General features: G+C 63.0%; 30 protein-coding genes and 1 pseudogene. 27 read left to right on the top strand and 4 right to left on the bottom strand.

All coding sequences use genetic code 11. From position 1 onward, the window contains the following. Positions 1–158: 158 nt before the first annotated feature. The 3 genes and pseudogenes from HSR122_RS05430 to HSR122_RS05420 form a co-directional block, all read right to left on the bottom strand. A complete protein-coding gene (locus tag HSR122_RS05430) occupies positions 159–1844 on the bottom strand; it encodes a dCTP deaminase domain-containing protein (protein WP_394355551.1) in 1686 nt (561 codons plus the stop codon). Further along, a pseudogene (gene dcd / locus HSR122_RS05425) lies at positions 1830–2183 on the bottom strand (dCTP deaminase); the annotation flags it as partial. The pseudogene dcd and the gene HSR122_RS05430, both read right to left, overlap by 15 nt. Positions 2184–2456: 273 nt before the next feature. Beyond that, on the bottom strand, positions 2457–4331 hold the full coding sequence (locus HSR122_RS05420) for a HAMP domain-containing protein (protein WP_229111753.1): 1875 nt from the start codon (positions 4329–4331) through the stop codon (positions 2457–2459). 495 nt (positions 4332–4826) lie between these two features. Here HSR122_RS05420 and HSR122_RS05415 point away from each other — a divergent pair, with 495 nt between their 5' ends. From HSR122_RS05415 to HSR122_RS05285, 27 genes are all read left to right on the top strand, one after another. Next, the gene (locus tag HSR122_RS05415) at positions 4827–5705 is read left to right on the top strand and encodes an RNA methyltransferase (RefSeq protein ID WP_229111752.1); all 879 of its coding nucleotides are present in this window, start codon (positions 4827–4829) and stop codon (positions 5703–5705) included. A gap of 7 nt (positions 5706–5712) precedes the next feature. Next, complete coding sequence (locus HSR122_RS05410) at positions 5713–6723, top strand: 50S ribosomal protein L3 (protein ID WP_229111751.1); 1011 nt, start codon at positions 5713–5715, stop codon at positions 6721–6723. 5 nt (positions 6724–6728) lie between these two features. After that, positions 6729–7472 (top strand): 50S ribosomal protein L4, encoded by a 744-nt coding sequence (gene rpl4p / locus HSR122_RS05405; RefSeq protein ID WP_229111750.1) that lies wholly within the window; start codon positions 6729–6731, stop codon positions 7470–7472. Beyond that, positions 7469–7729, top strand: a complete 261-nt coding sequence (locus HSR122_RS05400) for a 50S ribosomal protein L23 (protein ID WP_229111749.1) — start codon at positions 7469–7471, stop codon at positions 7727–7729. The genes rpl4p and HSR122_RS05400 overlap by 4 nt, the downstream gene beginning before the upstream one ends. A 1-nt stretch (position 7730) precedes the next feature. Further along, complete coding sequence (locus tag HSR122_RS05395; protein WP_229111748.1) at positions 7731–8453, top strand: 50S ribosomal protein L2; 723 nt, start codon at positions 7731–7733, stop codon at positions 8451–8453. Then, complete coding sequence (locus HSR122_RS05390; protein ID WP_229111747.1) at positions 8450–8872, top strand: 30S ribosomal protein S19; 423 nt, start codon at positions 8450–8452, stop codon at positions 8870–8872. The genes HSR122_RS05395 and HSR122_RS05390 overlap by 4 nt, the downstream gene beginning before the upstream one ends. Before the next feature lie 3 nt (positions 8873–8875). Then, complete coding sequence (locus tag HSR122_RS05385; RefSeq protein ID WP_229111746.1) at positions 8876–9337, top strand: 50S ribosomal protein L22; 462 nt, start codon at positions 8876–8878, stop codon at positions 9335–9337. Beyond that, on the top strand, positions 9337–10272 hold the full coding sequence (locus HSR122_RS05380) for a 30S ribosomal protein S3 (protein WP_229111745.1): 936 nt from the start codon (positions 9337–9339) through the stop codon (positions 10270–10272). Before HSR122_RS05385 ends, HSR122_RS05380 begins: the two co-directional genes overlap by 1 nt. Next, a complete protein-coding gene (gene rpmC, locus HSR122_RS05375) occupies positions 10269–10475 on the top strand; it encodes a 50S ribosomal protein L29 (RefSeq protein WP_229111744.1) in 207 nt (68 codons plus the stop codon). The genes HSR122_RS05380 and rpmC overlap by 4 nt, the downstream gene beginning before the upstream one ends. A 63-nt stretch (positions 10476–10538) precedes the next feature. Continuing rightward, on the top strand, positions 10539–10925 hold the full coding sequence (locus HSR122_RS05370) for a ribonuclease P protein component 1 (RefSeq protein ID WP_229111743.1): 387 nt from the start codon (positions 10539–10541) through the stop codon (positions 10923–10925). After that, a complete protein-coding gene (locus tag HSR122_RS05365; RefSeq protein ID WP_229111742.1) occupies positions 10916–11248 on the top strand; it encodes a 30S ribosomal protein S17 in 333 nt (110 codons plus the stop codon). Before HSR122_RS05370 ends, HSR122_RS05365 begins: the two co-directional genes overlap by 10 nt. Then, positions 11248–11646, top strand: coding sequence for a 50S ribosomal protein L14 (locus HSR122_RS05360; protein WP_229111741.1), 399 nt, complete (start codon positions 11248–11250; stop codon positions 11644–11646). Before HSR122_RS05365 ends, HSR122_RS05360 begins: the two co-directional genes overlap by 1 nt. Positions 11647–11650: 4 nt before the next feature. Continuing rightward, on the top strand, positions 11651–12013 hold the full coding sequence (gene rplX / locus HSR122_RS05355; protein WP_229111740.1) for a 50S ribosomal protein L24: 363 nt from the start codon (positions 11651–11653) through the stop codon (positions 12011–12013). Then, positions 12010–12879: a 30S ribosomal protein S4e gene (locus HSR122_RS05350; RefSeq protein WP_229111739.1), complete on the top strand. Its 870-nt coding sequence runs from the start codon at positions 12010–12012 to the stop codon at positions 12877–12879. The genes rplX and HSR122_RS05350 overlap by 4 nt, the downstream gene beginning before the upstream one ends. Then, positions 12876–13406 carry a 50S ribosomal protein L5 gene (locus HSR122_RS05345; RefSeq protein WP_229111738.1) on the top strand — a complete coding sequence of 177 codons (531 nt, stop codon included), beginning with the start codon at positions 12876–12878 and terminating at the stop codon, positions 13404–13406. Before HSR122_RS05350 ends, HSR122_RS05345 begins: the two co-directional genes overlap by 4 nt. After that, complete coding sequence (locus HSR122_RS05340) at positions 13403–13594, top strand: 30S ribosomal protein S14 (RefSeq protein WP_229111737.1); 192 nt, start codon at positions 13403–13405, stop codon at positions 13592–13594. The genes HSR122_RS05345 and HSR122_RS05340 overlap by 4 nt, the downstream gene beginning before the upstream one ends. 2 nt (positions 13595–13596) lie before the next feature. After that, positions 13597–13989 (top strand): 30S ribosomal protein S8, encoded by a 393-nt coding sequence (locus HSR122_RS05335; protein WP_229111736.1) that lies wholly within the window; start codon positions 13597–13599, stop codon positions 13987–13989. Between the two features lie 2 nt (positions 13990–13991). Then, positions 13992–14528 carry a 50S ribosomal protein L6 gene (locus HSR122_RS05330; RefSeq protein ID WP_229111735.1) on the top strand — a complete coding sequence of 179 codons (537 nt, stop codon included), beginning with the start codon at positions 13992–13994 and terminating at the stop codon, positions 14526–14528. After that, positions 14528–15238, top strand: a complete 711-nt coding sequence (locus tag HSR122_RS05325) for a 50S ribosomal protein L32e (RefSeq protein WP_229111734.1) — start codon at positions 14528–14530, stop codon at positions 15236–15238. Before HSR122_RS05330 ends, HSR122_RS05325 begins: the two co-directional genes overlap by 1 nt. Beyond that, the gene (locus HSR122_RS05320) at positions 15235–15687 is read left to right on the top strand and encodes a 50S ribosomal protein L19e (protein ID WP_229111733.1); all 453 of its coding nucleotides are present in this window, start codon (positions 15235–15237) and stop codon (positions 15685–15687) included. The genes HSR122_RS05325 and HSR122_RS05320 overlap by 4 nt, the downstream gene beginning before the upstream one ends. Then, positions 15687–16250, top strand: a complete 564-nt coding sequence (locus HSR122_RS05315; protein WP_229111732.1) for a 50S ribosomal protein L18 — start codon at positions 15687–15689, stop codon at positions 16248–16250. The genes HSR122_RS05320 and HSR122_RS05315 overlap by 1 nt, the downstream gene beginning before the upstream one ends. Beyond that, positions 16247–16885, top strand: coding sequence for a 30S ribosomal protein S5 (locus HSR122_RS05310; RefSeq protein ID WP_229111731.1), 639 nt, complete (start codon positions 16247–16249; stop codon positions 16883–16885). Before HSR122_RS05315 ends, HSR122_RS05310 begins: the two co-directional genes overlap by 4 nt. Continuing rightward, on the top strand, positions 16885–17352 hold the full coding sequence (locus tag HSR122_RS05305; protein WP_229111730.1) for a 50S ribosomal protein L30: 468 nt from the start codon (positions 16885–16887) through the stop codon (positions 17350–17352). Before HSR122_RS05310 ends, HSR122_RS05305 begins: the two co-directional genes overlap by 1 nt. Next, positions 17352–17837 (top strand): uL15m family ribosomal protein, encoded by a 486-nt coding sequence (locus HSR122_RS05300; RefSeq protein ID WP_229111729.1) that lies wholly within the window; start codon positions 17352–17354, stop codon positions 17835–17837. The genes HSR122_RS05305 and HSR122_RS05300 overlap by 1 nt, the downstream gene beginning before the upstream one ends. Positions 17838–17839: 2 nt before the next feature. Further along, entirely contained in the window at positions 17840–19315 is a 1476-nt protein-coding gene (secY, locus tag HSR122_RS05295) for a preprotein translocase subunit SecY (protein ID WP_229111728.1), read from the top strand. Between the two features lie 54 nt (positions 19316–19369). Next, positions 19370–19975 (top strand): hypothetical protein, encoded by a 606-nt coding sequence (locus HSR122_RS05290; RefSeq protein WP_229111727.1) that lies wholly within the window; start codon positions 19370–19372, stop codon positions 19973–19975. Continuing rightward, positions 19972–20628 carry a hypothetical protein gene (locus HSR122_RS05285; RefSeq protein ID WP_229111726.1) on the top strand — a complete coding sequence of 219 codons (657 nt, stop codon included), beginning with the start codon at positions 19972–19974 and terminating at the stop codon, positions 20626–20628. Before HSR122_RS05290 ends, HSR122_RS05285 begins: the two co-directional genes overlap by 4 nt. A gap of 148 nt (positions 20629–20776) precedes the next feature. On the opposite strand, the gene HSR122_RS05280 is transcribed toward HSR122_RS05285, so the two are convergent. Further along, positions 20777–21949 (bottom strand): ISH3 family transposase, encoded by a 1173-nt coding sequence (locus tag HSR122_RS05280; RefSeq protein WP_229110974.1) that lies wholly within the window; start codon positions 21947–21949, stop codon positions 20777–20779. Positions 21950–21998 lie beyond the last annotated feature (49 nt).

The following is a 21998-nucleotide window of genomic DNA, read 5'->3' as shown; positions in this document are numbered from 1 at the left end:
GCTGATCGATCGCTCGCAGTGCTCGCGTCCGCTCATTGGTCGCCTCCGAACTCCACGTCGTTTCTCGGCGACATCTCCGCGAGACGAGACTCGGCTCATTGGTCGCCTCCGAACTCCACGTCGTTTCTCGGCGACATCTCCGCGAGACGAGACTCGGCTCATTGGTCGCCTCCGAACTCCCGATCGCCCTGTATCTTCGACGCCTGTGGCCCTTCCTGATCCTGATATTTCGACCCGCGTTCCTCGCCATATGGTCGCTCGGCCGGCGATTTTAGCTCGGTGAACGTCAGCTGCGAGATCCGCATCCCGGGCGAGAGTGCGACCGGTGCGGTCCCGAGATTTGACAGCTCGAGGGTTATCTGGCCGTTGTATCCCGGGTCGCAGAGTCCGGCTGTGTTCGAGAGGAATACGCCGCCACGCCCGCCAAGGAAGTTCTCGATAGTCTCGCCGTTGGGCTGGACCTCGAGGTCATATGTCGGTTCGACACGTTCTGTCTCTTCTACGGATACGACTTCCTCGAACCGAACACCACCATCGAGTATCTGATCCAATCGCGTCGTCTCGACGCCAGTTCCACTGTACGCGTCACAGAATCGACGGAGCGTATCGCGCTTGATGGTATCGTACTCCTCGTTCTCGACGTTGGAAATACTGGACTTCGACGAATAACCCATCAGCTCTGCCGCTTCGTCCATCGTGAGACCAGCCCGCTTCCGGAGTTCGCGTAGATAGCGACTCGGAACGGGTACATACTGACCTCGCTTGTGCCGTTCACCACTCACGTCGACGCTCCACATTTCCCCCTCCCATTCGACATCGCTTATCTCGATATATTGTTTCCGTTCCCTGCTGTAGAGAGAGCCACCCCTCCCAAGGCGAGCCGCGAGATACATGACCTTGTTCGCCAGCTCCTCGTTAGCAGTGTAGAACGTATCACGCTCGTCGCGACGGCACCCATCTCCATCGAGCAACCCTTCAAGCAGCCCTTCGAGGGTGTCACGGGGCCAACCAAATGCTGACTCGGGGATCGTTTTCTCGCTGCCAGCCCCTGCGAGGCTACGAACAACCGCAGACCAGAGCGCCGAACAGACAGTGAGTCGAGTGAGATCATCCGTTTGCCGAATCGAGATCGACGCGTCGTACTGTGCGAAGAACTCCCTGAATCGGTTTAGATACTGGCGTTCGGTGTTTGCTACCTGAATTTGCTTTCGTCGAGCCGACCCTTCTGCGATATAGAACCCGAGCATCCAACCGAATTCGCGGGTCAACGGGAGTTCACGCGGGAGACGATAGTCGCTCTGTCGGAACGCGACTTCGACATCGTCTGGCATTGTGATCTTCGGTACCGCTTCCATCGGCGCGCTTCCGTTGGCATCGTAATGTCGTTCCGAACCCTGTGCCATTCCCGCGGAATCGACAAATCCGAACCCGTCTGTGGCATATAACGTCGTTTCCGTCGGCTCAACGTGATCGAGAACGTCGATCGAACGATGCTCGGTCGGCGATCCAGGGAGTTGCTTCGGGACCATGACCTGCGTTCCCTCAGCGTCCTCACTGGGGATCCGGGTGACGCCACCGTCTCTATCGAGTGTGAACAGGTTGTGATCTTTCGTGACGTGAATCTGTCGTCCCGAGTCGAGTGTCACTCGGTAGATCCGTTGTGTTGGGTTCGTAATGTAATCGGTAACACGGTGCGTACTAACCCGTAGTGTCTGCGGATCGAATGCCACAGCTCGCGCTGGGCGCTCGTTTTCGACGATGTCACCGATCTCGTAAAACCCGAATCCATCCGCTGGCGTCCACAGGAACACTTCCTCGTCGTACGGGAGTGAAGCGTGGACCACGATCGCCAGCCGGCCCAGCGACGACCGCCCCTCGACGTGGGCGATCAAATCGTCCGGAATCTCGACGCGCTCGTGTGTCGTGCCGAGCACGAAATCGCCGGGATGGAGGATGAACTCTTCACTCTCCTCGACGACAGTTTCCTCGACGTACTCCTCGACTTCCTGCTCGCTGTTCGGGTGAATGCTGGGGATGTTCGTTCGCTGGAACTCCAGGAACTCCCGTCCCAGGCGGAGATCGACGCTGGCGGGCTGGATCTGGATGTCCGGATCGTCGAGCGGTTCGATCACCAGATCCCCCTCCTCCAGGCGTCGCAGAATGTCCGCGTCCGAAAGGATCATACAGGTATTCCGAACCCCCGATGTATAAAGCGTCCCGGAAACCGTCGACGGCCGGTCGTCACGCTCGAAGTACGACCCGGGATCGACGAGTGGCGTCCGTAGAGACGTCTCTGACGCGTTTCAGAATCATCATATGATGTTTAGTTTTCGACATTATCGTTCGAAATCGGCTCGATGAAGGGCGTCTGGTCGCTCACACAGTTTGACAGCGATACCACGGATCCGGTGCTGGCAAGATATAATGTTATTTTTTGACTAGGTATTCCCCATCGACTACCTCTCGTCGGGGAGGTTCGCCTCGCCGGAGCCGGGGCCGGTGGGGAAGTAGAACTCGTGTTCGGATTCGGTCTCGAAGCGGTCGAGGACTTCCTTCAGCGGGCGGGCGTACCGGGAGAGGTCTTCGGCGCGCTGGGTGACTTCGTTGAGTTCGGCGGCCTGTTCCTCGGCGGCGCCAGCGACGTTCTCGGACTCGGCCATGGTCTGTTCGCTCAACTCGACGACGTCGTTGAGCGTCGTGGCGACCTCCTCGATGCGGTCCAGCGACTCGCCGAAGTCGACGTCGTTGTCGGCGGCGAACGTCTCCAGGTCGCGCGCGATGTCGTCCATCGTGTTGGAGATTTCCTGCAGACGCTCTTTCTGATCGTGGGCGTCGTCGGAGATTTTCTGGATGGAATCAGCCACCTGTTCGGAGGCGTCGCGGACGCTTTCGGAGGAGGTCTGGACGACCTCACCGGCGGTTTCGACCTCGTCGGCGAAACTCTTGAGCTGGCCGGTCGTCTTCTCCAGTTCGTCGATCATCTCGTTGAACTCGCCCGCGATGCGGTCCATCGCCTCGTTCTCGCCGTCGGGTTCCATCCGCTGGGTGAGATCGCCCGCGGCACACTGCTGCATGATCCGGGCGTACTCGTCGGCCTTCTCCTGCAGGTAGTTCGACATCTCCATCGCTTCCGCCCGCGAGACCTCCGCCTCCTTGCGGGCCTGTTCGGCCTCGTTGATCTGCTGTTTGAGCGCGTCACGCATGTTCGCGAACCCGTCGTAGAGACGGCCGATCTCGTCGACCCGTCCGGTCGAAAAATCCGCATCGAGATTCCCGTCTTCCATCTCCTCGACCCGGTCGGTGAGCCGATTGACCGAAGCCGCCGTGTTCCGGCCGACTGCCGCCCCGATCAGTCCAGCAAGCAGGATCCCAAGCAGCGTCGCGTACAGTCCGTAGGTTTCGAGCGTCCCGGCGAACCCGTATGCCTCGTCGCTCGGTGCGTGAACGAGGACGACCCAGTCGCTACCGAAATCCGGTGCGCTCCGTGGCCCTGACGGCGCGAACCCGACCAGATGTTCTGCTGCAGGGGCGAGCGCGCTGTCGTGCACGTGCTCGGGTGCGACGGTGGTCGATTCGCTCACCGTCCGTGCTTCGACTTGCCGGACGCGCTTGAGTGCGGGACTCTTGCTTGGATACGATTCGCCGACCGCTTCGCCGAGTCTCGCGTCCGCCATCACGATTGTGCCACTGCTGTCGACCACGACCGTCTCCGAGGAACTGTACTCGGGATTCGCTCCGCCAGACAGGATCTCGTCGCCCACGTCTTCGGCGTCGTAGACCGCGACGAGCCGTTGATCTCCCTCAAGGTCTTTCATGAACGCGATCGCGTGGTAGTCGTCCTCGGCGACATACAGCGGGGAGACGCCGACGTCACCGGTTTCGAAGTCGGGTTCGCCGGACCAGCCGACCGCCTCCTCGTCGAACGTCTCCCCTCTCATCGCTGTGCGCGAAGAGTATTCGATCGTGCTCGTCTCTGTGTCGACTACGTGTACGAGCGTCAGCACCGATCGGTCCGAGAGATCGTTTTGATGAGTCTGCAAGTACTCGTTGATCGCACTGTCACTCGCTCCGGAATCGGGGAGATTCCGTTCGAGTGTTCGCATCTCGGCCGCATTCGATTCGAGCCAGTTGTCCAGTGTCAGCGCGTCAGACGTCGCCGTCGATTCGAAGTCGCTGTTCACGCTCTGTTCAACCTGTTCGGCCATCAGCGACGTCCCGCCGAGTCCGACGGCCCCGATTACCAGTCCAATAACGAGAATCACGATCCCGAACTTGACGGCATAGCGTCGCCTGATTACGCCCGGGACGACTGTCCGTACCCTGTCGAACATAATCTGTGATTATTCATATGCACAATAATAAGATTTATGTATAACACTCTACATTTTATACCAGAACAATATATTTCTTTATTGTTTCATATTCATCTATCTGCTTCTGGAACCATCTTTTGATCGGCTTGCCACAGTCTCAACTCGCTCACCCCCGAAATCCCCCCTCACGGGCGGATTCAGCAGCAGACGGCACGGGTGAGTTCACGATACTAGCCGTTAACAACACACGTTGTTATAATACTTGCCCCGCGAATCGGAGCGACTGTCCCGCTCGCACGACCGATTGCCGGCGAGCGACGCGCCGGAAAGTGCGGTCGTACCGGACGACTAATATGGTCGCGTTCGCGGGATGAATCACACGGAGAGAGGCCCGAAACTGGCACACTGGCCCGTGAGAGCGCGTGTCATCCCGATTTCGATCCGCTACCCTTTTAGGTACGGCCCGAAGACTAATCGCTACAGTCTAGTGGCGTGACGTGGAAGCGTCACGGCATGACGACCAGCGTGCTCGTGCCGTCGTCCCTCACCCGGGAAGCCGAGGACAAACGCGAGGCGACTCGCAAACTCGGTTACGTGGCCCGCGCGGCTACGGTCTTCCGGGCGGATCGGCTGACGATCGTTCCCGACCCCGACGGGGAAAGGAAGTTGGACGGCGGGTTCGTCGAAACCGTCTTGCGGTACGCCGCGACGCCGCCGTACCTCCGAAAGGAGGTATGGGGTACGCGGGACGAACTGGAGTACGTCGGCGTCCTGCCGCCGCTCCACGTGACACCACGGACCGGCTCCGGATCGGACGATTCGGGGTCGTTGAGACAGGGACTCGTGACCGAGGTCGGATCTGATGGGCGCGTTCGGGTCAATTGCGGCATGCAACACCCGATCTCTCTGGCTGTTCCCTCCGATATGGAGGTCAGCGAGGGGGAGCGCGTCGCCGTCAGGATCTATTCGCGACGACCGGTCCGCGCGAAACTCGTCGACGAACCCCTTCCGGGGTTTGCGGTCGACCGCGCGGACCTGGACGAAGCGCTCTCGCGTGCCGACGCCGGCGTGCGGATCGCGGCATCGCGCCACGGTGTCGAACTCACGACCGACCGTCTCGGCCAGCTGGTCGAGGCGATCCACGGTGAGGACGACGGCGCGGGCGATCTAACCGTCGCCTTTGGCGCACCGGAGCGCGGCTTGCCCGCCATCATGGGGATCGACCCCGACGATGTCGGGCCCACGGACGTCGAGGACGTGGTCACCGGATCCGAATCGGACACCACCCGATTCGACCTCTGGCTGAACACGATCCCGGATCAAGGCAGCGAGGTGGTGCGAACCGAGGAAGCGATGTTCGCAACACTGGCCTGCCTCAGTCTCACGGAGTGAGAATCCGATGCCACAACCAAGCAGACCACGCAAAGGCTCGATGGGCTTCAGCCCGCGCAAGCGGACGGCCAGCGAGACGCCGCGGTTCAACAGCTGGCCCGACGACGACGGACAGCCTGGCGTGCAGGGGTTTGCCGGCTACAAGGCCGGGATGACACACGTCGTGCTCATCAACGACGAACCCAACTCGCCACGCGAGGGAATGGAGACGACCGTTCCCGTCACTGTCGTCGAGACGCCGCCGATGCGCGCTGTGGCGCTTCGAGCTTACGAAGACACGCCGTACGGACTCCGCCCACTGACGGAGGTCTGGACCGACGAGTTCCACCCGGAACTCGACCGGGCGCTGGACCTTCCCGAGGGGTCGTCCGACGGTGCAGAGGAACAGATCGAGGACGCGCTCGAGTCGGGCGAACTGGGCGACGTGCGTCTCATCACGCACACCGTCCCCGGCGAACTCGATGGCGTCCCGAAAAAGAAACCCGACGTGATGGAGACACGCGTCGGCGGCGGCTCGCTCGCCGATCGCGTCGAGCACGGGCTGGACCTCATCGAAGACGGTGGGGAACACTCGATGAACGACGTGTTCCGCGCGGGCGAGTACGCGGACGTCGCGGGCACCACCAAGGGCAAAGGGACGCAGGGTCCCGTCAAGCGCTGGGGTGTCCAGAAGCGCAAGGGCAAACACGCCCGTCAGGGCTGGCGACGACGGATCGGCAACCTCGGTCCGTGGAACCCCAGCCGCGTCCGGTCGACCGTGCCCCAGCAAGGCCAGACCGGCTACCACCAGCGGACGGAACTCAACAAGCGCATTCTCGACATCGGCGACGACGACGTCACCCCCGAGGGTGGCTTCGTCAACTACGGCGACGTCGAGGGCGAGTACACGCTGGTAAAAGGATCGCTGCCGGGTCCGGAAAAGCGCCTGGTGCGTTTCCGTCCGGCCGTCCGCCCGAGCGACAGCCCGCGACTCGATCCCGAGTTGCGCTACGTCTCCACCGACTCCAACCAGGGGTGACCTGAATGCAGGCTACAGTATACGATCTGGACGGCGAGGCCGACGACGAGGTCGACCTGCCGGCGGTCTTCGAGACGACCGTTCGGCCGGACCTGATCTCGCGAGCGGTCCAGGCCGCCCAGGCAAACCGAAAGCAGGACTACGGCAGCGACGACTACGCCGGTCTCCGGACGCCAGCCGAATCGTTCGGCAGCGGCCGCGGACAGGCGCACGTCCCGCGCCAGGACGGCACAGCCAAGCGGGTCCCCCAGGCGGTCTCCGGCCGTCGGGCCCACCCGCCGAAAGAAAGCACGGACCGCGGCCTCGACCTCAACGACAAGGAACGCCAGAAGGCGATCCGATCGGCGATCGCGGCGACCGCCGACGCAGAGGCCGTCACCGATCGCGGTCACGAATTCGAATCGGACCTCGAACTGCCGCTGGTCGTCAGCGACGACTTCGAGGAGCTGGTGAAGACCCAGGACGTCGTCGACATGCTCGAGGAACTCGGCGTTCACGCCGATATCGAGCGCGCCGACGACACGAAGATCAAGGCCGGACAGGGCAAGTCCCGCGGTCGGAAGTACCGCCGGCCCAAATCGATCCTGTTCGTCACGAGCGAGGAGCCGTCGAAGGCCGCGCGGAACCTCGCCGGAGCCGACGTCGCGACCGCGGCGGAGGTCAACGCGGAGGACCTCGCGCCCGGCGGCGACGTCGGTCGACTGACGATCTGGACCGAGAGCGCACTCGCGGAGGTGGCTGACCGATGAGCGTACGCGACGTGATCAAGCATCCGCACGTCACCGAGAAGGCGATGGACAAGATGGACTTCCAGAACAAGCTGCTGTTCATCGCCAACGTCGACGCGACGAAAGACGAGATCGTCGAGGCGATCGAGACGCAGTTCGACGTCACGGTCGAGAACGTGACGACGATGGTGACGATGGACGGCGACAAGAAAGCCGAAGTGACACTGTCCGAGGACGACGACGCACAGGAAGTCGCTTCACGAATCGGGGTGTTCTAAGATGGGACGACGCATTCGCGGACAGCGACGTGGTCGCGGGACGCCGACGTTCCGTGCCCCGTCGCACCGGTACAAATCCGATCTGCAGCATCGCACGGTCGAAGACGACGATGTCGTCTCCGGGACGGTCGTCGACATCGAACACGACCCGGCCCGCTCGGCACCGATCGCGGCCGTCGAGTTCGAGGATGGCGAGCAGCGACTCGTGCTGGCTCCCGAAGGGGTCGGGGTCGGCGACGAGATCCAGGTCGGCGTCAGCGCCGAGATCGCGCCCGGCAACACGCTGCCGCTGGCGGAGATCCCCGAAGGGGTCCCCGTCTGCAACATCGAGGCCAACCAGGGCGACGGCGGCAAGTTCGCCCGGGCGTCGGGCGTCAACGGCCGACTGGTCAGCCACGACCGATCGGTCGCGGTCGTGCAACTGCCCAGCGGGGAGTTCAAGCGACTCGATCCGCAGTGTCGGGCCACGATCGGCGTGGTTGCCGGCGGCGGTCGGACCGAGAAGCCCCTTGTCAAGGCCGGGAAGAAACACCACAAAGCGAAAGCACGCGGCATGGTCTGGCCGCGGGTTCGCGGGGTCGCGATGAACGCGGTCGACCACCCGTTCGGTGGCGGTGGCCGCCAGCACCCCGGCAAGCCCAAATCGATCTCCCGGAACGCCCCGCCGGGCCGGAAGGTCGGGGACATCTCCTCGCGACGAACGGGTCGCGGTGGTAACGAATGAGCTCGGACTATCAGATCGGCCACGAAGGCGAGTTTACCTACCGTGGCTACACGCTCGAGGAGTTGCAGGACATGGAGCTCGAGGAAGTCGCGGAACTGCTGCCCGCACGTGTGCGGCGAAGTATCGAACGCGGTCTGTCCTACGAGAAACGACAGTTGCTCGAGGAAGCCCGCGAGGCCGAGGAGGAGGAGACGGCCAACGACCCGATCCGGACACACCTGCGGGACATGCCGATCGTTCCCGAGATGGTCGGGTTGACCTTCGCCGTCCACAACGGCCAGAGCTTCGAGCGCGTGACGGTCGAGCCGGAGATGCTCGGCCACTACCTGGGCGAGTTCCAGCTCACGCGGACGTCCGTCGAGCACGGACAGGCCGGAATCGGGGCGACCCGATCCTCGAAGTTCGTACCGCTCAAGTAAATCATGGGAATCAGCTACTCAGTCGAGGCCGACCCCGAGACGACCGCGAAAGCGATGCTCCGGGAGCGGCAGATGAGCCACAAGCACAGCAAGGCCATCGCCCGAGAGATCAAAGGGAAAACAGCCGGCGAGGCTGTCGAGTACCTCGAAGCCGTCATCGAGGGGGACCAGCCGGTTCCCTTCCGACAGCACAACTCGGGCGTGGGCCACCGAAAGAACATCGACGGCTGGGACGCCGGTCGTTTCCCCGAAAAGGCCAGCGAGGCGTTTCTCGACCTGCTGGAGAACGCGATCGGGAACGCCGACCACCAGGGATTCGACGGCGAGTCGATGGAGATCATGCACGTCGCGGCCCACAAGGTCGGTGAGGTCGAAGGTCGCCAGCCCCGCGCGATGGGGCGGGCATCCGCGTTCAACAGCATGGAAGTCGACGTCGAACTCGTCTTAGAGGAGGTCGAAGCATAATGGCCGACGAACAGCAGTTCATCGAGGACGGGCTCCAGCGGACCCAGATCGACGAGTTCTTCGCTGAAGAGCTCGGTCGTGCGGGCTACGGCGGCATGGACGTCGCCAAGACGCCGATGGGGACCCAGATCGTCCTCAAGGCCGAGAAGCCCGGCATGGTCATCGGCAAGGGTGGGAAGAACATCCGCAAGCTCACGACCACGCTGGAAGAGGAGTTCGACCTCGACGACCCGCAGGTCGACGTCCAAGAGGTCGAGGAGCCGGATCTGAACGCCCAGATCGTCGCCGATCGACTGGCGAACGCCCTCGAACGCGGCTGGTACTTCCGGAAGGCCGGCCACACCACGATCGACCGGATCATGGAGGCCGGCGCGAAGGGTGCCGAGATCGTCCTCTCCGGAAAGGTCACGGGCGCACGCTCGCGCGTCGAGAAGTTCAACCGTGGCTACATCAAGCACAACGGCGAACCCGCACAGAACATCGTCGATCACGGACAGGGCGTCGCCGTCATGAAGCTCGGGACGATCGGTGTGGACGTCAAGATCATCCCGCCGGACGCCGAGTTGCCCGACGACTTCGAGATCTACGAGGACGTCGACGTCGCCGATTACGTCGAAGACGTCGAGGGCGAGTCCGTCGAGGAACTCCTCGAAGGCGAACCCGACGAGGAGAGCGCGACCCCGGTGACCGAGAGCGAACCTGAGGAACCGTCCACCGGCGAGGAAGTCGTCGAGGAGGAGGTCGTCGACGAGGAGTTCGAAGAGGTCGAAACTCCCGGCGGTGACGTCGAGGAGAACCTCGACGAACTCGAAGAAGCCGTCGACGAAGAGCTCGACGAGGAGACCGAGGCGGAAGCCGAGGAACTGCTCGACGAGATGGACAGCGAAGAAACCGCGAACGACGGCGAAGACACCGACGAGGAGGGTGACCAATGAGCATCGTCCACGTCGAAGAACTGCGGGACATGACGCCCGCGGAACGGCAGAACGAACTCGAGGAACTCGAGACGGAACTGCTGAACGCCGAGGCCGTCAAGGCCGCCGGTGGTGCGCCGGACAACCCCGGCCGTATCGGCGAACTCCGCCGGACGATCGCGCGGATCAAAACGATCCAGCGTGAGGAGGGTGATCTCGAATGAGATCACCGGACACTCGAAGCGGCGCTAGCCGCGAGAAGGGCGACCTTCCGGAGGAACAGTAAGATGACACGCACGCCCGAGACGCTCGCGCGACACGAACTGGTCGGACTAGACGTCCGCGTTACGGCGGCGTCTAACCCCGACTTGCTGGATATCGAAGGCGAGGTCGTCATGGAGACGACCAACACGTTGCATATCGAGCGAGCCGACCGGGCGTGGCCAGCGCGGAACGACGTTCCGCGTGACGTTCGAGCGGGCCAGCGCGGCGCCACGCGCCGCGAGTCCGAGGCGGTGTCACCGCCTCGCGCCCGCGAGAAACTGGTGCCGAAGGCGGCTGCGGCGTTCGAATTCACTCTTTCGGACGGACAGCGAGTCCAGATCGAAGGAGAGCGACTCGTCGCACGACCGGCCCGACGCACAGAACACACAGGTGATTCCACATGGCGATAGGACTGAACGTACAACAGCCGGAGACGAGCTGTGACGACGAGAACTGCCCGTTCCACGGCACCCTTTCGGTGCGCGGGCAGACGCTCGAAGGCACAGTCGCCTCCACAGACATGGAGAAGACCGTCGTCGTCGAGCGCGAGTACGACGTCAAGGTGCCCAAATACGACCGATACATGAAGCGTCGGTCCCGGGTGCCCGCGCACGCTCCGCCGTGCCTCGACATCGAGGTCGGCGACACGGTCACGATAGCAGAGACACGACCGCTCTCGAAGACGAAATCCCACGTCGTCGTCGACGTGACCCCCGAAGGGGGTGAAGAGTGATGGAGGCGCTGAAAGCCGACGTCACTCAGGGTTTGGAGAAGGGGTCGCTGATCAACTGCGCCGACAACACCGGCGCACGCGAACTCAAAGTGATCAGCATCAGCAACTACCAGGGTACCAAGAACCGCCACCCGAAGGCTGGTCTGGGTGACAAGATCACCGTCTCGGTCACCAAGGGGACGCCGGAGATGCGTCGTCAGGTGCTCGAGGCGGTCATCATCCGCCAGCGCAAGCCCATCCGCCGACCCGACGGCACGCGCGTCAAGTACGAGGACAACGCGGCCGTCATCGTCGACGAGAACGAGGACCCGCGCGGGACCGAGATCAAAGGCCCCGTCGCACGGGAAGTCGCGGAGCGGTTCGGCAGCATCGCATCGACAGCGACGATGATCGTATAGAACCATGAGCAAGCAACCATCGAAACAGCGAACACAGACACGGCGCGCCCCGCTGCACGAGAAGCAAAAGCAGGTGCGGGCGACGCTGTCCGAGGATCTCCGCGAGGAGTACGGACAGCGCAACGTCCGCGTCAACGAGGGCGACACCGTCGAGGTCATGCGCGGTGACTTCGCCGGCGAGGAAGGCGACGTTGTCGACGTCGACCTCCGCGAATCCGTCGTCCACGTCGAGGACGTCACCCTGGAGACGGCAGACGGGGAGGAAGTTCCCCGGGCGCTCGAACCGAGCAATCTCCGCGTGACCGACCTCGACCTCGAAGACGACCGTCGGCAGGCGCGCCTGGAAAGCGAGGAGGATAGCGCATGAGCAACCACCAGAAACGACTTTCGGTACCGAACAGTTGGCCAGTCGAACGAAAGACCCAGACGTTCACCGTCAAGGCCGACGCCGGCCCGCACGGTGAGGACGGCGTGCCCCTGCTGATCGTCCTCCGGGACGTGCTTGGGTACGTCGACAGCCGCAAGGAAGCCCGCTACGCCCTGGGTCAGGACCAGATCCTGATCAACGGGACGCCCGAGAGCGACGAGTCGCGCCCGGTCGGGATGTTCGACATCCTGGCGTTCACCGAGCGCGAGGAGTACTACCGGGTGTTCCCCGGCGAGGGCGGTCGACTCGCACTGACAGCCATCGACGGCGAGGCCGCCGAGTCCAAGCTCGGCAAGATCGTCGGCAAGCAACACGTCCCCGGCGGCGACGTCCAGCTGACGCTGCACGACGGGCACACGCTGCTGGTCGAAGCCGACAGCGAGTACACGCCGGGCGACTCGATCGTCATCGCGAACGAAGACGACGAGATCGTCGCTCACTTCGAGTACGAGGAGGGCGCGCTCGTCACAGCCGTCGACGGTCAGCACGCCGGCGAGATCGGGGAGATCGAAGAGATCCAGGTCACCGCCGGCTCCTCGCCGAACAACGTCCTGGTCGCCCAGGAAGACGGCGACGGCTTCGAGACCATCGACAAGTACGTCGTCGTCATCGACGAGAACTTTACGGGCGATTCGGGGACCGAATCGGAATCAGCGAGCGGTGAAACCGCGAGCGACGACGAGGAGGACGAACAGGCTGCACCTGAGGCAGACGCCGGGGCCGAGACCCCTGACGAGGCCGACGACGCAGACGCCGACAGCGACGAGCAGGCAGACACTGAAGACGCCGGAGGTGACGACGAATGAGCTCGGAAAGCGAGAGCGGCGAGTTCCACGAGATGCGCGAGCCGCGCATCGAGAAGGTCGTCGTCCACATGGGCGTCGGCGAGGGCGGTCGCGAACTCGCCAACGCCGAGGAGATCCTCGAAGAGATCACCGGCCAGGAGTCCGTCCGGACCCAGGCGAAAGAGACGGTCGGTGAGTTCAACATCCGAGAGGGCGACCCGATCGGAGCGAAGGTCACGCTGCGCGACGAGCAGGCCGAACAGTTCCTCGAGACGTCACTGCCCCTGGTCGATCTCGACGCGGGGCAGTTCGACGACACGGGCAACTTCAGCTTCGGTGTCGAGGAACACACCGAGTTCCCGAGTCAGGAGTACGACCCGACGATCGGGATCTACGGGCTGGACGTGACGGTCAACCTGGTCCGTCCGGGCTATCGCGTCGCCAAGCGCGAGAAGGCCGCCCGTCCGATCCCCTCGAACCACCGGCTCGATCCGGAGGACGCAATCGCGTTCGTCGAGTCGACCTTCGACGCGGAGGTGAACGAATGAGCGAGAGCGAATCCGAGCAGGACACGAACGAAGCCACCGGCGAGCAGGCCGCAAAGCGAACCGAACAGATGCAGGTCTGCCAGCGCTGCGGTCGCGAGCAGGGTCTGGTCGGCAAGTACGACATCTGGCTGTGTCGCCAGTGCTTCCGGGAGATCTCCCGCGACATGGGCTTCAAGAAGTACAGCTAACAATGACAGGAAACGACCCACTCAGCAACGCGCTGTCGGCGATCGACAACGCCGAGGGCGTCGGGAAGCTGACACAGACAGTCGAGCCCGCCTCGAACGAGATCGGCAGCGTACTCGAAGTCTTCTACGACAGCGGGTACATCGGCGGCTTCGAGTTCGTCGACGACGGCAAAGCCGGTCGGTTCGAGGTCGAACTGAAGGGTGCGATCAACGAGTGCGGCTCGGTCCAGCCCCGCTATTCGGCGGGCGCTGACGAGTTCGAGAAGTGGGAGAAGCGGTTTCTCCCCGCACAGGATTACGGCGCACTCGTCGTGACCACCAGCCACGGGATCATGAGCCACTACGAGGCCCGCGAAGCGGGCGTCGGTGGCCAGGTGATCGCATACGTCTACTAACAATGGCACGAACAGCACTCGAAATTCCGGATGACGTCAGCGCCGAGATGGACCGTCTCGAGCTGACCGTCGAGGGACCGCAGGGCAGCGTCACGCGCCGACTCTGGTACCCGGACGTCTCTGTTGAGGCAAACGGTGGCGAGGTCGTCATCGAGTCCGAGGCCGGGGACGCCAAGACGCGCGCGACCGTCGGGACCTTCGAGAGCCACGTGGAGAACATGTTCCACGGGGTTACCGAAGGCTGGGAGTACAAGATGGAAGTCTTCTACTCACACTTCCCGATGCAGGTCCGCGCCGAAGGCGACGAGGTCGTCATCGAGAACTTCCTCGGGGAGAAGGCCCCGCGGAAGACGCCGATCCACGGCGACACCGAGGTCGATGTCGACGGCGAGGAGGTCACACTCTCCGGGCCGAGCATCGAAGACGTCGGCCAGACGGCTGCCGATATCGAACAGTTGACCCGCGTCACGGACAAGGACGTCCGGATCTTCCAAGACGGCGTCTACATTACCCAGAAACCATCGCGAGGTGACGTCTGATGGCCGAGGAAAACGAGTTCGAGGCGTTGACCGACATCAGCGGTGTCGGCGACGCGAAAGCCGAAGCACTGCGAGAGGCCGGCTTCGAGACGGTCGACGACGTCCAAGCCGCCTCGCAGGAAGAACTCGCCGAAACAGAGGGCGTCGGGAACGCGCTCGCCGCGCGAATCAAAGCCGACGTCGGCGGGCTCGAAGTCTCCGAAGAAGCCGAGGGCGAAGTCGAAGAAGAAGAGCCCGAGGCGGAGGAAGAGCCCGAGGAAGAAGTCGAGACGGAACTGCAGCCCCGCGGGCTGGCGTCGAAGACGCCCGATCTCGACGAGGGGACCGAGCGACTGCTGACCCAGCGCAAGCGGGTCGGCAAGCCGCAGTTCAACCGCCAGGACTACCACAAGAAAAAGCGCACGCCGACCTCGTGGCGCGAGCCCCGGGGCGGCCTCTCCAAGCAGCGGAAGGGCGTCAAGGGCAAGGGTCCGAAAGTCGAAGCCGGCTTCCGGACGCCCGAGGAAGTTCGGGGACTGCACCCCAGCGGCTTCGAGGAGGTCCGCGTGCACAACGTGGACGACCTCGAGGACGTCGACGGCGACACCCAGGCCGTGCGCATCGCCTCGAAAGTCGGCGCGCGCAAGCGCGAGCGGATCGAGGAAGCCGCCGAGGACGCCGAGATTCGCGTCCTCAATCCCACCTACGTCGAAGTGGAGGTGTCAGAATGACCGATCTCAGCGCACAGAAGCGACTGGCTGCGGACGTGCTGGACGTCGGGAAGAACCGGATCTGGTTCGATCCCGACGCGCAGGGCGAGATCGCCGACGCGATCACTCGCGAGGACGTCCGCGAACTGGTCGAGCAGGGACTCATTCAGACCGAAGAAGCCGCCGGCAACTCCCGCGGCCGCGCGAAGGAGCGCCAGCAGAAGCGTTCCTACGGCCACCAGAAGGGACACGGTTCCCGCAAGGGGAAAGCCGGCGGTCGACAGGACGACCGCGAAGACTGGCAGTCGCGCATCCGCGCCCAGCGGCGTCGGCTGCGCGAGCTGCGCGACGAGGAAGAGAAGCTGAGTCCCTCGGAGTATCGCACGCTATACGACCGCGCGAGCGGCGGCGAGTTCGATTCGGTCGCCGACCTTGAGCGGTATATCGAAGCCCAATTCGGTGAGAACTGATGGCGACAGGACCACGATACAACGTTCCGATGCGCCGGCGCCGCGAGGCCCGGACGGACTACCATCAGCGGTTGCGCCTGCTGAAATCCGGCAAGCCACGCCTGGTCGCTCGCAAGAGCAACAAACACGTCAGGGCGCAGCTGGTGACGAGGGGTCCCGACGGCGACGAGACGGCCGCGAGTGCGGTCTCCAGCGACCTCGAGGAGTACGGCTGGCAAGCCCCCACGGGCAATCTGCCGGCCGCGTACCTCACGGGGCTGCTGGCCGGACTGCGGGCCGTCGAGGCCGGCTACGAGTCGGCCGTGCTGGACATCGGACTCAACAGCCCGACCCCCGGTAGTAAAGTATTCGCAGTGCAGGAAGGCGCAATCGACGCCGGCCTGGAAATCCCCCACAACGACGAGGTACTCGCGCCCTGGGAGCGCACGCGCGGCGAGCACATCGCCGAGTACGCCGACTCGCTGGACGAGGACCTCTACAGTGGGGACTTCGACGCGACGGAGCTGCCGTCGCACTTCGACACGATTCGAGAGGCCCTCCTGAAGGGTGACATCGACCTATGAGTGAAGCAGACGGATGGACACCACGGACGCGGCTCGGCCGGAAGGTAGCCGAGGGCGAGATCGACACGATGGTCGACGCCCTCAACGCCGGCCTGCCGCTGAAAGAGCCGGAGATCGTAGACCAGCTCGTCCCCGATCTGGAGGACGAAGTACTGGACATCAACATGGTCCAGCGGATGACCGACTCGGGGCGGCGGGTCAAGTTCCGCTGTGTCGTCGTCGTGGGCAACCGCGACGGACTGGTCGGCTACGCCGAGGGGCGTGACGATCAGGTCGGCGGCGCGATCCAGAAGGCGATCGACATCGCCAAACTCAACCTCATCGACGTCTCCCGGAGCTGTGGCTCCTGGGAGTGTGGCTGTGGCCGACCGCACACGGTCGCGCTACGCACGACCGGCAAGGCCGGCAGCGTCGAGGTCGAGCTCCAGCCCGCACCACGCGGACTGGGCCTGGCGGGCGGGGAGACCGTCCGCAAGGTGCTCGAACTCGCAGGCATCGAGGACATCTGGACGCGTTCGTCCGGGAACACGCGCACGACGGTCAACTTCGCAAAGGCGACGTTCAACGCCCTGCGAAACACCGCCGAGGCGCGCGTCCCCGAGCGAGCCTACGAGAAGCGCGAGGTGATCGAATGATGAAGGCAGTGGTTCAACTTCGCGGCGAGGTCAACATGTCCGGCGATGTCGAGGATACGCTCGACATGCTGAACCTGGGGCGTGTCAACCACGCGACACTGGTGCCGGACACGGACGCCTATCGCGGCATGATCACGAAGGTCAACGACTGGGTCGCACACGGTGAACCCAGCCAGGACGCCCTGGAGACAGTGCTGAAAAAGCGGGCCGAACCCCTCGAGGGTGACGGCTTCGACGACGACAGCTGGTGGGCGACCTGGGAGACCGACTACGACAGCGTCGGCGAACTCGCACAGGCGCTGCTCGAGGAGGAGACGACGCTGAAAGAGCAGGGACTGTCACCGACGCTGCGACTGCACCCGCCGCGTGGCGGCCACGACGGGATCAAACACCCGACCAAGGAAGGCGGACAGCTCGGCAAACAGGCGACCGAGGATATCGACGAACTCCTGGAGGCGATGCGATAATGACGAGCAAGAAGAAACGCCAGCGCGGTTCGCGCACGCACGGCGGCGGTTCCCACAAGAACCGACGCGGGGCCGGTCACCGCGGCGGTCGCGGCGCGGCCGGTCGGGACAAACACGAGTTCCACAACCACGAACCGCTCGGCAAGTCCGGGTTCACGCGCCCGGAGAAGAGCAAAGAAACCGTCGAGACGATCGACGTTCGCGAACTCGACGAGGACGCGCCGCTGCTCGCAGCGGACGGCCTCGCAGAGGAGACCGACGGCGGTTACCGGATCGATGTCCGCGAGATCGTCGATACGACCGCCGACACCGACGTCGTGAAGGTGCTCGGTGCCGGGCAGGTCCGCAACGAGCTCGAGCTGGTCGCCGACGACTTCTCCGAGAGCGCTCGCGAGAAAGTCGAGGCCGCGGGGGGCAGCGTCGAGCTGACCGAACGCGGGGAGAAGCGACAGGCTGAAGACGGATCCGACGCCGACAACGAATAACGATGAGCTGGAAGGACACCGCCGAACCGGTGCTCACCCGCATGCCCTCCGTGGAGCGGCCCGACCGACACGTGCCGTTCAAACGGAAGCTGGCCTGGACTGCGGGCGTCCTGGTCCTGTATTTCTTCCTGACGAACGTGTTCCTGTTCGGGCTCGAGCGCGGTGCCGGTAGCGACGCGTTCGGCCGCTTCCGATCGATCCTCGCGGGCGGACAGGGGACGATCGTCCATCTCGGTATCGGCCCGATCGTCACGGGGAGCATCGTCCTGCAACTACTGGGCGGTGCGAACCTGCTGGGGCTCGACACCCAGAACAACCCCCGCGATCAGATCCTCTATCAGGGGCTGCAGAAGCTGCTTGTGATCGCGATGGTCGTGCTGACGGGACTCCCGATGGTGTTCGCCGGGAACTTCCTGCCGGCGAGTGAGACGCTCGCACAGACGTTCCCGGGCGGCACGTTCGGCGTGAACATGCTCATGTTCGGGCAGGTGTTCGTCGGCGGTGTTCTCATCCTGTACATGGACGAGGTGATCAGCAAGTGGGGCGTCGGCAGCGGCGTCGGGCTGTTCATCATCGCCGGCGTGAGCCAGCGGCTCATCGGCGGCATCATCGCTATCGAGGCACTCCCCGGGGCGACGCTCGGTATCATCCCGGCGTATATTCGGATGGCGCTCGGCAATCTACCCGTCACCGCCGAGAACCTCTTCTTCGGGTTCCAGAGCGGGAGCGGACAGATTTCGGGCATCCTCGCGATCATCACGACGATCCTTATCTTCGTGATCGTGGTTTATGCCGAGTCCGTCCGGGTCGAGATCCCGTTGAGTCACGCCCGGGTCAAGGGCGCACGCGGGCGCTTCCCGGTCAAACTCATCTACGCGAGCGTCCTGCCGATGATCCTCGTGCGGGCGCTCCAGCAGAACATCCAGTTCATCGGGCAACTGCTCAACTCCCAGGCCTCGCTGCCGGCCTGGGTCGGTGCGTACAACGCGCAGGGCCAGCCCATCAGTGGGTTGTTCTACTACCTGGCTCCGATCCAGACGCGCCAGGACTGGATGTGGTTCGTCACGACACCGACCGGGAGTCCGGAAGTCTGGCAGATCCTGCTGCGGGTGGCCGTGGACCTGACGTTCATGGTCATCGGCGGTGCGATCTTCGCCATCTTCTGGGTCGAGACGACCGACATGGGGCCGGAAGCGACGGCCCAGCAGATCCAGAACTCCGGGATGCAGATCCCCGGGTTCCGGCAGAACCCCGGCGTCCTCGAGAAGGTGCTCGAACGATACATCCCGCAGGTGACTGTCATCGGCGGTGCACTCGTTGGCCTGCTCGCCGTCGGCGCGAACATGCTCGGGACGATCGGTGGCGTCTCCGGAACGGGGCTGCTGCTGACTGTCTCGATTACCTACAAGCTCTACGAGGAGATCGCCGAAGAACAGCTCATGGAGATGCACCCCATGATGCGCCAGATGTTCGGTTAACTGGGGACCCGCTGGGACCCTAGATTTATTTTATTAGTGTGAGTAGCTGCGGGTGTGAGCGACCGGAAGAAAGTCAAACTGAATGTGCGGGTGACGCCCGAGAAGAAAGAAGAGTGGCGGGAGGCACTCGAGGAAGGGGAGACGCTGACGACGCTGGTTCGTCGCGCGGTTGATCGAGAAATTAGAGACGAGTACGTACACGAATCTGAGTTGGGTGCTTACGGGGGAGTCGAAGCTGATGGAGTCGAATTAGCTGAGCAGATGCATCAGAAGGCCATGGAGGAAGTTGAGAACCGGACCGAGGCCCTCCAAAACCAAATTGACGAGATGATGGTCTCAGAGGGGTACTCCCAGGAGCAAGTCGAATCGACGGCCATGGATGCGTATGAAGAACTCCCTGCGGCACCCGAACCGCCAGCGGATGCAGAATCAACGACGAACACTCAGGATTTGCGACTGAAAAAGGCGCAGGAACAACTCTTGAGCGCCGCAGAGGTAGCCGAGAAGGGTGACATCGATGGATCGGCAGAAAAGGTTGCTGACGTATTGAATGAGCCGGAGCCGTTGGTGCGCGAGGCACTGATCTACCTCGAGAAACGATCGACCCTGTCGGTGGAGAGTATCGTCGTTGATGGTACACGGCATTGGATGACTCTATGACGAAGCGAAACGACAAAGGGCAGTTTGCAACGCCCGACGAAAATCAGATTTCTCCCGAGAATGAGGAACTTCTGGGCCTATACCTAGACAGTCTCAAGTCGCAGAAGCAGGGCACCAAAGGATCGACGTCGGACACTCGCGGGAGGGAAGTCAGGTACTGGTTGGCTTATTGCGAGCAGCGGGGTATTGATCCGCTTGCGGCAGTGACTGAGGATGTCATAGGGTATATCCAATCGATCACGGATCAGTCGGATACGACGATCGACAGTTACTATCGGTCAGTCCAGTCATTTTATTCGGTTGTCGAGAACGATCAGATGCACGACCGGTTGGAGCTCGAGCACGGGCACCCCTGTCGTGACAAGAGTGATATCAATCTGAAGGATGATTTCGACGTGCACGCATCGACCTCAGAGTACAAACGACAACACACTACGGCTGGGCTAGATTTAGACGGGACACGGGACGGTGATGCGGTCCTCGCACTGAAGCCGCAGGCTGTCGAGCAACTGTTTGACAACGTGCCGGGAAAGAGGAAGCAGACACGGCTCAGGAATGAAATTGCGGTGCGGCTGAACTGGTATACCCGTTACTTCCCAAATGAGTCGAGAGGGGCCTGTCTGAACGGCCCGAAAAAGTCACTTTCTGTATGATTTGACTATCAGTTTCGGCTGCTCCCGCGGTGTAGATCGAGATGATTCCGATTCACCGCTCCGAACAGACGATAGCAACCAAATCTCGCCGGTGTCTGCCGACAGCTGTCGCTCACCGCCCAGTGAACAGGCCGTGGGCTGACCCCGGTCAGCCCGCGGCCGTTGCCTGTGACGCCCGCACACCAACCCCGTTCGCTTTGACTTTCCACCGGCGTCGTAACTCTTCTTCCAGCTCGTGCCGAATCCAGTCACGGAACGTCTTGAATGTGAACTCCTCGGGCAGGTCGCGCCCGCCCCGGCGCGGGCGGGCGACGACCGCCCACCTGAGCACGAGCCACAGGTTCTCCAGCAATGCTGCGACCAACATGATGGCAAACCGCACGACAGGATCACGCGTCGTCGTGATCCCGCGTGCTTGCCGGAGTAAGCGGTAGGTTGTTTCAATGCCAGAGCGTTTCCTGTAGAGGCGTTCGATTTGCTTGGCCGAGCGATCAGTAACGCCGCACGCGACGTAGCCACGGACAACCTCACCGTGCTTGCCACGATCACCGTTCTGGTAGGAGACAGCGACCGCGAGCGGGAAGCGCAGTTCCCGCTCGCTGTCTTTGTACATGCGATAGGTCGTCATGTACGACTTGTGGACGTCGAGTTTGTCTTTCATGCGCTCGCCCTTCTTCGGAACGTGGACGACCGTTGCGGCGATATCGCGAGCACGGCGGATGACGCGCTCGTTGTAGAAGCCGCTGTCGGCAAGCAGCAGGTCGATCTCGAAGGGGTAGTTCTCGACGCGGGCGAGCACGCGCTCGACCGCGTCAGCCTCATCTTCGTCACTGCGGACATACGTCATCGCCAGCGTCACCGGCTTCTCGTTGGAGACGACGTAGGCCGTGCAATAGCGGTGGCAGGTAGTTGTCCCGTCCTTGGGAGCCATCGAGCAGAGTTCGCCGTCGTCGGCGTAGTGCTCGCCATGATAGGGGTTATCGATGAAGTCGATGGAGACGATTCTCGACCGGTCAGGGTCGAGAATCGTCATGGCGAGGCGTCCGAGCAGACGGTTAGCGACGAACTCGAGCCACGCTCGGTCGAGCGTATGGAGCCATGTGAAGACAGTGTCGTCACACGGCGTTCCGTTGGTGTCGTTGCAGGTTTCCCAAATCGAGGTCTGGTTGACGCAAGCCAAGATGACGACGAGCCAGATGTCGCCGGGGTCGAGGGGGCTCCCCTCGACACCCGGCAACGGGAGTGGAGTAATGACTTCTTCCGCTACGTCTTTCACGTCCGATGCCGAAAGGTAACCGTCTGGATCGGGGATCTTGAACACATCCAGATCCAGACACTTTCTCGTTGTTAACTCGGCGATTCAATTCCGC

Source organism: Halapricum desulfuricans, assembly GCF_017094525.1.
Classification (GTDB): Archaea; Halobacteriota; Halobacteria; order Halobacteriales; family Haloarculaceae; genus Halapricum; species Halapricum desulfuricans.
Note: the sequence above shows the minus strand (reverse complement) of the source record. Positions and strands in the feature narration are given on the sequence as shown.

Bases quoted from the DNA above. Each gene is read 5' to 3' on its own strand.
- HSR122_RS05420 (WP_229111753.1), bottom strand. From the start codon at position 4,331: ATGTTCGACAGGGTACGGACAGTCGTCCCGGGCGTAATCAGGCGACGC.
- HSR122_RS05415 (WP_229111752.1), top strand. From the start codon at position 4,827: ATGACGACCAGCGTGCTCGTGCCGTCGTCCCTCACCCGGGAAGCCGAG.
- HSR122_RS05410 (WP_229111751.1), top strand. From the start codon at position 5,713: ATGCCACAACCAAGCAGACCACGCAAAGGCTCGATGGGCTTCAGCCCG.
- rpl4p (WP_229111750.1), top strand. From the start codon at position 6,729: ATGCAGGCTACAGTATACGATCTGGACGGCGAGGCCGACGACGAGGTC.
- HSR122_RS05400 (WP_229111749.1), top strand. From the start codon at position 7,469: ATGAGCGTACGCGACGTGATCAAGCATCCGCACGTCACCGAGAAGGCG.
- HSR122_RS05395 (WP_229111748.1), top strand. From the start codon at position 7,731: ATGGGACGACGCATTCGCGGACAGCGACGTGGTCGCGGGACGCCGACG.
- HSR122_RS05390 (WP_229111747.1), top strand. From the start codon at position 8,450: ATGAGCTCGGACTATCAGATCGGCCACGAAGGCGAGTTTACCTACCGT.
- HSR122_RS05385 (WP_229111746.1), top strand. From the start codon at position 8,876: ATGGGAATCAGCTACTCAGTCGAGGCCGACCCCGAGACGACCGCGAAA.
- HSR122_RS05380 (WP_229111745.1), top strand. From the start codon at position 9,337: ATGGCCGACGAACAGCAGTTCATCGAGGACGGGCTCCAGCGGACCCAG.
- rpmC (WP_229111744.1), top strand. From the start codon at position 10,269: ATGAGCATCGTCCACGTCGAAGAACTGCGGGACATGACGCCCGCGGAA.
- HSR122_RS05370 (WP_229111743.1), top strand. From the start codon at position 10,539: ATGACACGCACGCCCGAGACGCTCGCGCGACACGAACTGGTCGGACTA.
- HSR122_RS05365 (WP_229111742.1), top strand. From the start codon at position 10,916: ATGGCGATAGGACTGAACGTACAACAGCCGGAGACGAGCTGTGACGAC.
- HSR122_RS05360 (WP_229111741.1), top strand. From the start codon at position 11,248: ATGGAGGCGCTGAAAGCCGACGTCACTCAGGGTTTGGAGAAGGGGTCG.
- rplX (WP_229111740.1), top strand. From the start codon at position 11,651: ATGAGCAAGCAACCATCGAAACAGCGAACACAGACACGGCGCGCCCCG.
- HSR122_RS05350 (WP_229111739.1), top strand. From the start codon at position 12,010: ATGAGCAACCACCAGAAACGACTTTCGGTACCGAACAGTTGGCCAGTC.
- HSR122_RS05345 (WP_229111738.1), top strand. From the start codon at position 12,876: ATGAGCTCGGAAAGCGAGAGCGGCGAGTTCCACGAGATGCGCGAGCCG.
- HSR122_RS05340 (WP_229111737.1), top strand. From the start codon at position 13,403: ATGAGCGAGAGCGAATCCGAGCAGGACACGAACGAAGCCACCGGCGAG.
- HSR122_RS05335 (WP_229111736.1), top strand. From the start codon at position 13,597: ATGACAGGAAACGACCCACTCAGCAACGCGCTGTCGGCGATCGACAAC.
- HSR122_RS05330 (WP_229111735.1), top strand. From the start codon at position 13,992: ATGGCACGAACAGCACTCGAAATTCCGGATGACGTCAGCGCCGAGATG.
- HSR122_RS05325 (WP_229111734.1), top strand. From the start codon at position 14,528: ATGGCCGAGGAAAACGAGTTCGAGGCGTTGACCGACATCAGCGGTGTC.
- HSR122_RS05320 (WP_229111733.1), top strand. From the start codon at position 15,235: ATGACCGATCTCAGCGCACAGAAGCGACTGGCTGCGGACGTGCTGGAC.
- HSR122_RS05315 (WP_229111732.1), top strand. From the start codon at position 15,687: ATGGCGACAGGACCACGATACAACGTTCCGATGCGCCGGCGCCGCGAG.
- HSR122_RS05310 (WP_229111731.1), top strand. From the start codon at position 16,247: ATGAGTGAAGCAGACGGATGGACACCACGGACGCGGCTCGGCCGGAAG.
- HSR122_RS05305 (WP_229111730.1), top strand. From the start codon at position 16,885: ATGAAGGCAGTGGTTCAACTTCGCGGCGAGGTCAACATGTCCGGCGAT.
- HSR122_RS05300 (WP_229111729.1), top strand. From the start codon at position 17,352: ATGACGAGCAAGAAGAAACGCCAGCGCGGTTCGCGCACGCACGGCGGC.
- secY (WP_229111728.1), top strand. From the start codon at position 17,840: ATGAGCTGGAAGGACACCGCCGAACCGGTGCTCACCCGCATGCCCTCC.
- HSR122_RS05285 (WP_229111726.1), top strand. From the start codon at position 19,972: ATGACGAAGCGAAACGACAAAGGGCAGTTTGCAACGCCCGACGAAAAT.